10 protein-coding genes are annotated in these 12,727 nt (G+C 70.4%); 4 read left to right on the forward strand and 6 right to left on the reverse strand.

Features of this window, described 5'->3' with window-relative positions; all coding sequences use genetic code 11:
• Positions 1-168 precede the first annotated feature (168 nt).
• Both dusB and ppdK read left to right on the forward strand, forming a co-directional pair.
• Positions 169-1,296 carry a tRNA dihydrouridine synthase DusB gene (gene dusB, locus ABZX96_RS11110; protein WP_355541449.1) on the forward strand — a complete coding sequence of 376 codons (1,128 nt, stop codon included), beginning with the start codon at positions 169-171 and terminating at the stop codon, positions 1,294-1,296.
• A gap of 570 nt (positions 1,297-1,866) precedes the next feature.
• Positions 1,867-4,605 carry a pyruvate, phosphate dikinase gene (ppdK, locus tag ABZX96_RS11115; RefSeq protein ID WP_355541452.1) on the forward strand — a complete coding sequence of 913 codons (2,739 nt, stop codon included), beginning with the start codon at positions 1,867-1,869 and terminating at the stop codon, positions 4,603-4,605.
• Between the two features lie 299 nt (positions 4,606-4,904).
• Here ppdK and ABZX96_RS11120 read toward each other — a convergent pair whose 3' ends face one another.
• The 3 genes from ABZX96_RS11120 to ABZX96_RS11130 form a co-directional block, all read right to left on the reverse strand.
• Positions 4,905-5,285, reverse strand: coding sequence for a hypothetical protein (locus tag ABZX96_RS11120; RefSeq protein WP_355541455.1), 381 nt, complete (start codon positions 5,283-5,285; stop codon positions 4,905-4,907).
• Positions 5,286-5,505: 220 nt separating this feature from the next.
• A complete protein-coding gene (locus ABZX96_RS11125; protein ID WP_355541458.1) occupies positions 5,506-6,399 on the reverse strand; it encodes a hypothetical protein in 894 nt (297 codons plus the stop codon).
• 10 nt (positions 6,400-6,409) lie between these two features.
• A complete protein-coding gene (locus ABZX96_RS11130; RefSeq protein WP_355541461.1) occupies positions 6,410-6,880 on the reverse strand; it encodes a hypothetical protein in 471 nt (156 codons plus the stop codon).
• Positions 6,881-7,598: 718 nt separating this feature from the next.
• Between ABZX96_RS11130 and ABZX96_RS11135 the strand changes: the two genes are divergently transcribed.
• Complete coding sequence (locus tag ABZX96_RS11135) at positions 7,599-8,666, forward strand: winged helix-turn-helix domain-containing protein (RefSeq protein ID WP_355541464.1); 1,068 nt, start codon at positions 7,599-7,601, stop codon at positions 8,664-8,666.
• A gap of 111 nt (positions 8,667-8,777) precedes the next feature.
• Here the strand turns inward: ABZX96_RS11135 and ABZX96_RS11140 are convergent, their stop codons facing one another.
• The 3 genes from ABZX96_RS11140 to ABZX96_RS11150 form a co-directional block, all read right to left on the reverse strand.
• The gene (locus ABZX96_RS11140) at positions 8,778-9,614 is read right to left on the reverse strand and encodes a carbohydrate ABC transporter permease (protein WP_355541467.1); all 837 of its coding nucleotides are present in this window, start codon (positions 9,612-9,614) and stop codon (positions 8,778-8,780) included.
• A 62-nt stretch (positions 9,615-9,676) separates the two neighbouring features.
• A complete protein-coding gene (locus tag ABZX96_RS11145; protein ID WP_355541814.1) occupies positions 9,677-10,618 on the reverse strand; it encodes a sugar ABC transporter permease in 942 nt (313 codons plus the stop codon).
• A 32-nt stretch (positions 10,619-10,650) separates the two neighbouring features.
• Positions 10,651-11,919: an extracellular solute-binding protein gene (locus ABZX96_RS11150; RefSeq protein ID WP_355541470.1), complete on the reverse strand. Its 1,269-nt coding sequence runs from the start codon at positions 11,917-11,919 to the stop codon at positions 10,651-10,653.
• 355 nt (positions 11,920-12,274) lie between these two features.
• Here ABZX96_RS11150 and ABZX96_RS11155 point away from each other — a divergent pair, with 355 nt between their 5' ends.
• Complete coding sequence (locus ABZX96_RS11155; RefSeq protein ID WP_355541473.1) at positions 12,275-12,721, forward strand: hypothetical protein; 447 nt, start codon at positions 12,275-12,277, stop codon at positions 12,719-12,721.
• The last annotated feature ends 6 nt before the right edge of the window (positions 12,722-12,727 follow it).

Below are 12,727 nucleotides of genomic sequence, written 5' to 3' on the forward strand. Positions count from 1 at the left end.
CAGCCCCTTTCCCGCCGCCCGCCCGGCACCGCCCACCGGTGCGGGACAATGGGAGGTCGCTGAAGCCAGAACCCGCATCCGTCCCCGTTTCGCAGTCCATCCCCGTCCCCGTCCCCGTCCTCGTAACCCGTCCCGTCCCGTACGCCGTCGAGAAGGAACCCCGCATCCATGACCTCGCTGCAGATCGGCCCGCACTCGGTGCAGCCCCCGGTGGTGCTCGCGCCGATGGCCGGCATCACCAACGCTCCCTTCCGGACGCTGTGCCGGGAGTTCTCCGGGGGCAAGGGCCTCTTCGTCAGCGAGATGATCACGACGCGGGCGCTGGTCGAGCGCAATGAGAAGACCATGCAGCTCGTCCACTTCGACGAGACCGAGAAGCCCCGGTCCATCCAGCTCTACGGCGTCGACCCGGAGACCGTCGGCAAGGCCGCTCGCATGATCGTCGAAGAGGACCTGGCCGACCACATCGACCTGAACTTCGGCTGCCCGGTCCCCAAGGTCACCCGCAAGGGCGGCGGCTCGGCCCTCCCCTTCAAGCGCCACCTGCTGCGTTCCATCCTGCGCGAGGCGGTGACGAACGCGGGCGACCTGCCGGTGACGATGAAGATGCGCAAGGGCATCGACGACGACCACCTCACCTACCTGGACGCCGGGCGGATCGCCGTCGAGGAGGGCGTCACGGCCATCGCCCTGCACGGCCGCACGGCCGCGCAGCACTACGGCGGCACGGCCGACTGGGAGGCCATCGCGCGCCTGAAGGAGCACGTCCCGGAGATCCCGGTGCTGGGCAACGGCGACATCTGGTCGGCGGAGGACGCGCTGCGCATGGTGCGCGAGACCGGCTGCGACGGCGTGGTCGTGGGGCGCGGCTGCCTGGGGCGGCCGTGGCTGTTCGGCGACCTGGTGGCGGCGTTCGAGGGCACGGGGGAGTACCTGCGGCCCACGCTCAAGGAGGTCGCCGTGGTGATGCGGCGGCACGCGGAGCTGCTGGGCGAGTGGCTGGGTGACGAGGCGCGCGGCGTGATCGACTTCCGCAAGCACGTCGCCTGGTACACCAAGGGCTTCTCGATCGGCTCCGAGCTGCGCAAGAAGCTGGCGATCACCTCGTCCCTGGCCGAGCTGGACGCCCTGCTGGACGAGCTCGACCTCGATCAGCCCTGGCCGGCCGGCGCCGACGGCCCGCGCGGGCGCACCTCCGGCAAGAACCGGGTGGTCCTGCCGGACGGCTGGCTGAACGACCCGTACGACCGCACGGGCGTCGCGGCGGACGCCGAGCTGGACACCTCGGGGGGCTGACGGGCTCGCGCCGAGGCCCCGGCCCCGCCGTGTGCGGGACGCCCCGGCGCCCTGCCCCCGCCCTGTGCCGGAGGCCCCGGCGACCCGGCTCTCCCCCAGCGACCCCGGATCGATCCCTCCCCGCCCATATGAGCGCGACGGTGCCCCGCACCGTCGCGCTCACGCGTTTCGGGTGCCGTCAGGGCCCCGAAAGCGCCCCCGTCAGCGCCCCGGAACGCCGCGCTCCGCCCCCATTCCCGGCGTGATTCTCGCCACGCCTGATGGGGGTTGCGCTCACATGAGCACCCCAACGAGGGCTCCACTACTCCAAGTAGTGGCACTGGGTGCCACGCGCCATAACTTCAAACGATCAACTCATACATCGCACTCCGTGCAAGGAATCCACCTTTCCGCTCACTGCTCGTCGCCATGCATTCATGATCCGAATGCAGTACTCATTCACTCTTCACTTTCGATCTGCTGGCTCCGAGCGGGTTACAGGCCCATGTCGACCAAGTGGACGTACCCAGAAACCTTCGATCTGGGTATGTTCCTCGCCGTCAGGGCAGCCCGTCGGCAGGAGTCAGTCCCGTGTCGAATACACAAGATCTCCACACAAACCCGTCTGAGTCCGCGAAGTTCGTCTACGACTTCACCGAAGGCAACAAGGACCTCAAGGACCTCCTCGGCGGCAAGGGAGCGAACCTCGCCGAGATGACCAACCTCGGGCTTCCCGTCCCGCCGGGCTTCACGATCACCACCGAAGCGTGCAAGGTCTATCTGGAGAGCGGCGAGGAGCCGGCGGCACTCCGTGCCGAGGTTTCCGCCCACCTGGAGGCACTTGAGGCCTCGATGGGCAAGAAGCTCGGCGACCCGGCCAACCCCCTCCTGGTCTCGGTCCGTTCGGGCGCCAAGTTCTCCATGCCCGGCATGATGGACACCGTCCTGAACATCGGCCTGTCCGACGCCTCGGTGTCCGGACTCGCCCAGCAGGCCGGGGACGAGCGGTTCGCCTGGGACTCCTACCGCCGCCTCATCCAGATGTTCGGCAAGACGGTGCTGGGCGTGGACGGCGACCTCTTCGAAGAGGCGCTGGAGGAGGCCAAGCAGGGCAAGGGCGTACGCGTCGACATCGAGCTGGACGCGGACGACCTGCGCGCCTTGGTGGACCGGTTCAAGGGCATCGTCACCAAGGAGACCGGCCGGGACTTCCCGCAGGACCCCCGCGAGCAGATGGACCTCGCGATCCGTGCGGTCTTCGACTCCTGGAACGGCGAGCGCGCCAAGCTCTACCGCCGTCAGGAGCGCATCCCGGGCGACCTCGGCACCGCCGTCAACGTCTGCTCGATGGTCTTCGGCAACCTCGGCCCGGACTCCGGCACCGGCGTCGCCTTCACCCGCGACCCCGCCAGCGGCCAGCAGGGCGTCTACGGCGACTACCTCCAGAACGCGCAGGGCGAGGACGTCGTGGCGGGCATCCGCAACACCGTCCCGCTCGCCGACCTCGAAGCCATCGACAAGTCGTCCTACGACGAGCTGATGCGCATCATGGAGACGCTGGAGACGCACTACAAGGACCTGTGCGACATCGAGTTCACCATCGAGCGCGGCAAGCTGTGGATGCTCCAGACCCGCGTCGGCAAGCGCACCGCGGGCGCCGCCTTCCGCATCGCCACCCAGCTCGTGGACCAGGGCCTGATCGACGAGGCCGAGGCGCTCCAGCGCGTCACCGGCGGCCAGCTCGCGCAGCTGATGTTCCCCCGCTTCGACGACGGCGCCAAGACCGACCTGCTGGGCCGGGGCATCGCCGCCTCGCCGGGCGCCGCGGTCGGCAAGGCCGTCTTCGACTCGTACACCGCCGTCAAGTGGTCCCGCTCCGGTGAGAAGGTCATCCTCATCCGCCGCGAGACCAACCCCGACGACCTCAATGGCATGATCGCCGCCGAGGGCATCCTCACCTCGCGCGGCGGCAAGACCTCGCACGCCGCCGTGGTCGCTCGCGGTATGGGCAAGACCTGCGTGTGCGGCGCCGAGGAGCTGGAGGTCGACACCAAGCGGCGCTGCCTGACGGCGCCCGGCGGGGTCGTCGTCCAGGAAGGCGACCTCATCTCCATCGACGGTTCGACCGGCAAGGTCTACCTGGGCGAGGTGCCCGTGGTGCCCAGCCCCGTCGTGGAGTACTTCGAGGGCCGCATGCACGCCGGCGCCGACGACGCGGACGAGCTGGTCAAGGCCGTGCACCGGATGATGGCGTACGCGGACCGGATGCGCCGCCTGCGGGTGCGCGCCAACGCCGACAACGCCGAGGACGCGGCCCGCGCCCGCCGGTTCGGCGCCCAGGGCATCGGCCTGTGCCGCACCGAGCACATGTTCCTCGGCGAGCGGCGCGAGATGGTCGAGCGCCTGATCCTGGCCGACACCGACGCCGACCGGGAAGCCGCGCTGGCCCAGCTGCTGCCGCTCCAGAAGGCCGACTTCGTCGAGCTGTTCGAGGCGATGGACGGTCTGCCGGTGACGGTGCGCCTGCTGGACCCGCCGCTGCACGAGTTCCTGCCCGACATCACCGAGCTGTCGGTGCGCGTCGCGCTCGCCGAGTCCCGCAAGGACGCCAACGAGAACGACCTGCGCCTCCTCCAGGCCGTCCACAAGCTGCACGAGCAGAACCCGATGCTGGGCCTGCGCGGCGTGCGCCTCGGGCTGGTCATCCCCGGCCTGTTCGCGATGCAGGTGCGGGCGATCGCCGAGGCGGCGGCCGAGCGCCGCAACGCCAAGGGCGACCCGCGCGCGGAGATCATGATCCCGCTGGTCGGCACGGTGCAGGAGCTGGAGATCGTCCGCGAGGAGGCCGAGCAGGTCATCGCCGAGGTCGAGCGCGCCCACGACGTGGAGCTCAAGCTCACCCTCGGCACGATGATCGAACTGCCCCGCGCCGCCCTGACGGCCGGCCAGATCGCCGAGTCCGCCGACTTCTTCTCCTTCGGCACGAACGACCTGACCCAGACGGTGTGGGGCTTCTCCCGGGACGACGTGGAGGCCAGCTTCTTCACCGCGTACCTGGAGAAGGGCATCTTCGGCGTCAGCCCGTTCGAGACGATCGACAAGGACGGCGTGGGCTCGCTGGTCCGCTCCGCCGTCCAGGCGGGCCGCGCCACCCGCCCCGACCTCAAGCTGGGCGTGTGCGGCGAGCACGGCGGCGACCCGGAGTCGGTGCACTTCTTCCACGAGGTGGGCCTGGACTACGTCTCCTGCTCCCCGTTCCGCATCCCGGTCGCGCGCCTTGAGGCGGCGCGCGCCGCGGCCGAGTCGCAGCACGGCAGCGACAGCCGCTGAGCCGGTACGGGGACCGGTGGAACCTACGCGCCGCCGATCCCCGTACCCCCACCGGAGCCACCAGCGGGGCTACCCCGACCCTCAGCCCCGCTCTTCCGCTCCGGAACCCAGCGAGGGCGGCACCTTGTGCGGAGGTGCCGCCCTCGTGCTTTCGCGTGTTTCGCGTTCGCCGGGGGCCGACCGGGCGGGGCGCGCCGGTCGGACGGCTTTCGGAGCGTCAGCCGCGGACGGTGCCGCGGGCGTCGGCCACCGTGTCCGGCGTCCCGGCGGGAACGCGAGACCTCACCCGGCGGTCGACGTCACTCGTCGTCCTCGCAGGCGACGAACCGGCTCTCGATCCACGCGGCCTTGCCCAAGCGCGGCACGACGACGAGCGTCCAGTGCTTGCCTCCGTACTCCGCGCGCTGGATCCAGTAGCCGCGATCGCCCTTGACGGAGATGCCGAGGACGGGCGACTCTGGGTAGATGCCCTGGCGGTACTCGGCGCCGTCGATCAGTGCTATGCATGCGTGGTACTGAACGTCCTCCGTGGTCGCTGCCTGCCGTGTCGTGGCGGCCTGCGCCGGTGCGGCGGGCTGCGCGGCGGTGGCGACCCCGGGCATCAGCGCGAGCCCGATGCCGGCGCCCGTCGCCAGCAGAGCGGTCGTGATCCCGGCGCGTCGTGTCGCGGACTTCGACATGGTGTTTCCTCTCGTTCGCGGCGCGCCCGGAGCGGCGCGCCGTCGGGACACGGACACCCCGATAGCCATATCGAAAACCGCACAAGCGACTGATTTACCTGGTTTGGGGCTTATCAGTTGGAAAGGTGCGACAGATGCCGTCATAGTGCCCACGCACGGGACGGCTCGCCGCGCGCCCGTTACGCGGGGTCGCCGACACGCGCGCCCCTGGCCCCACGCGTCACGTCTCCGCCGCCCCGGTCCCGCCCGGCACCCCTCCGTCCTCCACCGACACGGTGACCAGCACCGATTCCGTCGTCCCCGTGGCGCGCAGCGCGTCGAGGACAACCTCGGTCGTCCAGGCCGCCACGTCCGGGGACCACTCGCGCGCCCGGCAGCCGAAGGCCATCAGGGGCCGCATCCCCTCCGTCTGCACGGCTCCCGTCAGCGGCCGGGCCAGGCCCGTCGGCAGCGGGCCGGACGAGAGCACGTCCGCCGGGAGGATGCCGGTCAGCGCCAGGCGTCCGTAAGCCGACTCCTGGGTGTGCTTGCGGACCAGGGGCGCGCGGTCGGCCCCGTCCGCCTCCCGGCCCGACACGGTGACGGTGAGCCCGGCGGCGCCGTCCGGATCGGCCAGCGCGAACCAGTCGGCGGCGCCGGCCAGCACCGCGGCGGCGTCCGGCGCCAGGTGCGGCGGCGCCACGGTGTGCAGGCCGGTGAGGCGGAAGCGGCCCACCCGGCGCAGGACGTCCCCCAGCACGGTCGCCACCGGCAGGACCGGGAGCCGCTGCCCCCGCAGCCCCCGGGCGGCGCCGACCTGGAGCCAGGCGACCTCCCGGACGCGGCCGTCCTGCGTCCAGTCGCCGCCCGCGTCGTGGTGGCTCCAGCGGCGGCCGTCCAGCTCCCCGGCGGGCCCCAGGTGCGTGGAGCTCCAGCCGTACGCCTCGGCTCGCTGCACCGCGAGCCCGAAGACGTCCGGATCGAGGTCGAACTCGGCGCTCGCGCGCGCGATCCAGGGGTGGAGGACGAGGACGCCGTGCACGCCCATGATGAGCGTGGGGTCCTGGACGTCCGGGGCTTGCGCGGCGTCTGCCGCGTCCGCGTCATCCGTGGGGCTGTTCAGAGCATCGGGCACGGCACCATCCCTACCCACTCACGCCGCACGCGACGGACACCACTTCCGTCGTGGCCTTCTCGGGCGTGTCCAGCTCGCCGATGATGTCCACGTCGATGAGGCTGCGCCAGCGCGTGGGGTGCGCGTTCGCGCAGACCTTGCGGACGTTGGCCCGGCGGGCGCTGCCGCCGCCCGGCTTGACGATCTTCGAGCCCGTGGCCACCGTCTTCCACTTGCCCCGGCCGTGCCGGACCTGAAGGGACACGGTGACCTTCGCCTTCTCCGCCGTGGTGCCCCCCTTGACCCTGCGCCACCAGCCGTGGGCGGAGGCCGTGCGCGGCGGGGTGCTGGAGACGTGGACGTGATCGCCGTCGGTGATGAAGGCGCCGCTCACCGCGGGGGCGGTGACGGACTCGTGCGGCACCACGGGGGCGGCCGAAGCCGGGGGCGCGCCGACGAGGAGGGGGACGAGGATCGTGGACAGGACGGCGGCTGCGCGCATATGGCGGCTCCACGGGGTCGTGTCAGGGGTGTGCCGAAGACGGTCCTGTCATGTCCGCTGCGCACGGGCCTCATTCACCCCGCCGGGTGAGTTCGTTCGTTCGAAGCCCGGTGCACCCACGGCGACGATCAAGGCGCAGCCGCGACGGCGGTCAAGGCGCACTCATGGCAATGGTCAAGGCGCACCCATGGCAACGGTCAAGGCGCACTCATGACGGCGATCGGGCACACCCGCGACGGCGATCAAGACGACCAATAATCCGCACAGACGTACGAAATCCCGCCCGCGCCGGCGACGGAAAGCAACCCGTTTCCGCCTGCCTTATCCGCCGTGCAAAGGCCAACTCGCCGCATCGGCAGGTTGGTTGAGCGTTCCGCGATTCGCTCCGCCGCTCAACCAAACGAGGGCGGCACCTGTGCGGAGGTGCCGCCCTCGCTTTTCTCCGGACTCCCCCCTCGGGAGTTGCCGCCTTCCATGTCGGCCTGGTCGACGGCCTTCGACAGAAATGCCGAGTGGTCGGTAGTGGGCTCGTCACCCCCCACGGGATCGAGCTCGCCGGGCCATTCGCATCGCTGCCGAATTGAGTAACAGCTTTCCGTGTACGCGAAGGTGGCGCGACCCCTTTCAAGTCTGGCCAAAAGCGCGTGGTGACAGCCCGTGTCGGCATGCATACTCAACATTGCCGGGGGCGGCTACGGATGTTGATGGTGGGGGTTCGGTGTTACGTGTCCATTTCTCTGGACCCGATCTGGCCCGCGTGCGGATTGCCGCACGCCCGGACGTGCTGTGGGAGACCGTCCTCAGTTTCCACCGGCTCCGCGACAGACGGTCCGACGCGACGCTCAGCAATTGGCGCAACGAAACGCGAGCCCGGTTGAATGGTGAAACACGGGTGCTGGCGCCGCTCGTTCCCACCCGGGGCTATTTCCCCGATTTCCTGACGCCCGGCGAAGGGTTGCTGGGCCTCGGCGAGGCGCTGGAGGCGGTGCGGGCGACGCCCGCCGAGCGGGTGCACGCGGAAGTCTCGCGGCTGCCCGCCGTGCGGCCCCTCCCGTCGTGGGTCCAGGCCCTGCGGGACGGCGAGGCCGCGCCGCTCGGCCGGCTCAGCACGGCCCTGCGCAACTACTACGAGGCTGCCGTCGCCCCCTACTGGCCCCACCTACGGGCCCGCATCGAGGCGGACCGCGCCGCCCGGGGGCGCGCCCTCCTGGACGGCGGCGCCGACAGCCTGCTCGCCTCCCTGCCGCCGACGATGCGCTGGCGGCCCCCCGTCCTGGAGGTCGACTACCCGGCCGACCGGGACCTCCACCTGGGCGGGCGGGGCCTGCTGCTCCTGCCGTCCTTCTTCTGCCGCGGGATGCCGGTGACCTTCCAGGACCCGGACCTGACGCCGGTCCTGGTCTACCCCGTCGAACGGACCCCGGCACGCCCCGCGACGGCCCCGGCACCCTCGCACTCCCTCGGGCGGCTCGTGGGACGCACCCGTTCGGCGATACTCCAGGGCATCGGCGGCGGCTGTACGACGAGCGAACTGGCCCGCCGGGTCGATGTCTCCCTGGCGTCGGCCAGCCAGCACGCGACCGTACTGCGGGACGCCGGCCTCCTCTTCACGCTGCGGCACGGCAGCGCCGTCCTCCACACCCTGACGCCGCTGGGCGCCGCGCTCCTGCGGGGCCAGGCACCGGAGGTGGGCGCCGAGACGGGGACGCACCTCGGCCCGCCGCCCCCGAGGGAGCCCGCCCCCGGCCAGGAGAAGGGGGCCGGGGAACCGGTGTGCTGCCCGTAGGGGATGCCCCGGGAGCGGGCGTTGCCGCCGGTGTCGGGAGGGCGACCCGTAGGGGACCCCGTAAGGAACTCCCGTAAGGCACGCAACGCACCCCCGTGACGCACCCCGCCCTCAGTCATCGATCCCCGTCCGCTCCACCCCCGCCACGATGTACCGCTGGAGCAGCAGGAACACCAGGATCAGCGGCGCGATCGAGACGGCCGCGGCGATGAACAGCTCGTGCAGGTCGACGCTCTGCGCGGTGGTGAACGTCGACAGCGCGACCTGCACCGTCCACGCCTCCCGGTCCTGGCCGATGACCAGCGGCCACAGGAAGGAGTTCCAGGCGCCGATGAAGACGATCGTGCCGACCGCCGCGAACACCGGCCGCGCGTTGGGCACCACCACCCGCCAGTAGGTGCGCCAGTAGCCCAGGCCGTCCACCCGCGCCGCGTCCTCCAGCTCCTTGGGGAAACCCAGGAAGAACTGCCGGAAGACGAAGCAGGCGAACGCGCTGAACAGGGTGGGAACGATCAGCCCCCGCAGGGTGGAGATCCAGCCGAGGGACGACACCAGCACGAAGCTCGGCACGAACGTCACGGCCGCCGGGACCATGAGCGTCCCGAGGATCGCGTAGAAGACGACGTTGGCGTGCCGGTACGGGATGCGCGCCAGCCCGTACCCGGCGAGCGAGGCGAGCAGCACCGTGCCGACGGTGGTGGCGACCGCGATCACCGCGGAGTTGAGCAGCGAACGGGCCAGCGGCAGCCGCGGATCCTCGAAGACCTCGGTGAGGTTGGACCACTTCAGCTCGCGCGGCCAGAACGTCCAGTCGGGCGCGGTGATGTCCGCCTCGGTGGCCAGCCCGTTGCGCACCAGCAGGTAGAAGGGGACGAGGAAGAGCACGGCCAGGACGATGAGCACGACCAGCCGCAGCGCGCGGCCGGCCCGGGTCAGGGCATCATGCATCGGTCAGCCTCCCTTCCGGCCGAGGCGGAGCACCACAGAAATCGGGAAGTCGCCCATCACCGTCACTCCTCCCTCCTCCCGAGCCCGAACCAGCGGGCCTGCACCACGGTGGCCACCGCGATGATCAGCGCCAGGATCACCGCGCCCGCGCTGCCCAGCCCGAGGTTCTGCTCCTGCCCGAGCGCGGTGTAGTAGAGGTACACCAGCGGCGGCCGGGCGTACGGCGGGTAGCCGCGGGCATCCGAAAGCAGGTTGTAGAACTCGTCGAACGCCTGGAACGCGTTGATCACCAGCAGCAGCACCACGGCCACCGACGTCGCCCGCAACTGCGGGAAGGTGATGTGCCGGAAGGTCTGCCAGCCGGGCCGGGCGCCGTCCACCGCCGCCGCCTCGTACAGCCGCGGCGAGATCCGCTGGAGCCCGGCCAGGAAGAGGATCATGTAGAACCCGGCCTGCAACCAGAGCCGGACGGTGACGATCACCAGCCAGTACCACGGCGGATCGGTCGTGGACAGCCAGGCGGTCTGCTCCGCCCCGAACCACCCCAGCACCGTGTTCGCCAGCCCGAACCGCACCCCGTTGAAGATCGACAGCTTCCAGACGAGCGCCGCCACGACGTACGAGCACGCCGTCGGCAGGAAGAACACCGACCGGAAGAACGCCTGGGCGAACCGCAGCCGGTTGACCATCAGCGCCAGCGCGAGCGAGAGCACGTACGTCGCGGGCACGATGAACGCCGTGAACAGGCCGAATGTTCCGAGGCTGCTGAGGAAGGCGTCGTCGCCCAGCATGGTCACGTAGTTGTCCAGCCCGACGAAGTCCGTCGGGTTCACGGTGTTGTGCGCGTCGAAGAAGCTCAGGTAGACGCTCCAGGCCAGCGGCACGTACGTGAACAGCGCCAGCCCGGCCGCGAACGGCCCGACGAACACCCAGAACCACAACGTCCGCCGCTGCGTCCCGAGCAGCCGGCTCCCCGCCCGCCCGGCCGCTTTCCTCCCGGGCAGCCCCGCCCGCCCGGCCGCTTTCTCCTTCCTCGTCACTGCTTCTTGGCCCGCAGAAGCTCGGAGTTCACCGTCCGCACGACACCGCGCAGCTCGCTCTCCGGGTTGGCGCCGTCCTTGATGATCCGGTTGAGCGCGTCCTGGTAGGCGGTGCGGCTGACCGGCGTCCACAGCAGCGGTTCGGCGTCCCCGTACTCGGTGGCGTACCGGACGATGTCCGCCGCCGGTCCCTCCTGGAGCGGCTTGGCCTTCTTGGCGAGCGAGATCCGGGCCGGGATGTGGAACCCGTACGAGAGGGAGAAGTCCTGCTGGTAGTCCGCCCGGTCCACCCACAGCCACTTCACGAAGGCCTTGGCCTCCTTCTGGTGCTTGCTCCGGGCGCCGACGGCCGCCGCGTACGCGCCCACCGGCACGGACGGGCGCCCGCCCGGCCCGTCCTTCGGGAACGGCAGCACCCCGAAGTCGTCCTTCAACGCCGCTTTGACCTGCGGCAGCGCCCACAGCCCGGACCACTGCATGGCGGTGAGCCCCTGGATGAACGCGGACGGGTCCGACCAGTCCAAAGGCGCCCCGAGCAGCAGCGACTTGTCCGCGTACAGCTGACGCAGCTTGCCGAGCGCGCGGGCGGCGGCCGGGTCGTCGAACCCCACCCGGCCGTCCTCGGTGATCAGACTCAGCCCGGCCGCGAACAACGGCGTCCCGCCCAGCACCCCCGCCCCGCCGTCGTTCCCCAGGAACAGCCCCTTGACCTTGTCGTCCCGGTGGCGCTCGGTCAGCGTCTTCGCCGCGTCGACCAGCGCGTCCAGGGTCTGCGGCGGCTCCACGCCCGCCGCCTTCAGCAGGCTCTTGCGGTAGAAGAGCACCTGGGTGTCGATGGTCTGCGGGATGCCCCACACCTTGTCCTGCCAGATCTTCGGCGCGAGGACGGCCCGGTTGAAGTCGTCCTTCACCCCCTCGATCTCGGCGGTGAGATCGACGACCTGCCCGCACCGGATCTGGTCGAGATGCGGCCCGTCCGACTCGAACACATCCGGCCCGGAGTCCGTCAGCAGCGCGGCGGCGGTCTGCCGGTCGTAGTCCCCGGGCCGCCACTGCACGGTGACCTTCGCCTTCTTGTACGCCGCCGCGTACCGCCGCACGGCCTGCTCGGTCCCCGCCTCCCCGTACTGGTGGTACCACTGACTCAACGCGGGCCCCGAACTACCGTTCTCCCGACCGGTGTTGGACCCACAGGCCGCCAGCGCACCCGCCACCGCGACCCCGCCACCAACGGCCAGCAACCGCCGCCTGCCGATGTCCTTCATCCCTCTTCGACCCCCTGCGCGATCGTCGGCCTTGCGCGATAGGTAGTGGATCACCGCTGCGAGCGTTCCACTTTGCCGGACGGGTGTGAAGAAGGCGTGTCGGGAGTGTGGCGCGAGGATCTTGGGCGGGGCGGCGGGGGTGAAGAGCGGCGGGCGGAGTCGTGCGGGGGCGGGAGGGGGCGGCTGGGCTGCGGAGTTGCACATCTGTCAAGAGAGCTTCTTCGGTCAGAGGGAACGCTCCACGCCAAAGTGATCATGACACTTGCATGCTTGCGAAATTGCTACATACATTCACTTGGCGGCGGCGGTGAACGCGCCGCTGTGTGCGATCTGATCCGACCCGAAGGAGGCAACCATGAAGGCTTCGACGGTCTCGCGGAAAAAGGTCCGCGCTGTCAGTACTTTGTCCGCACTGATTGTCGGCGGAAGTCTCTTCACCGCCGCGCCCGCTCAGGCGTACACCAGTTGCCCGAGCAGCGGCTACTACGACAGGGCCAACGTGTGCTCGCGCCTGGACAACGGAATTCTTGGTCACCACGTGTATTTCAACAGCTCCTCGTACACCAAGCGCGTGGTCACCGACTATTACAAGAGCGGTGGCGGCGCGATCAACCGGCGCCTCGGCTCCAGTGGCCCGTTCAACGGTTACGGCACCCAGTGGGGCGCGTGGGGCAGCCAGTCGTCCGGAACCAGTAGCTGGGGCAAGAACTACAACGACAACCTGACCAACTGTCGCACCACTCAGGGCCTCATGGAGGCGGGTGGGACAATTTACAAAACTCCTTTCACCGGCTCCTGCTGATCGTGC

The sequence above is a fragment of the Streptomyces sp. NPDC003077 genome (assembly GCF_040611095.1).
Taxonomy (GTDB): Bacteria; Actinomycetota; Actinomycetes; order Streptomycetales; family Streptomycetaceae; genus Streptomyces.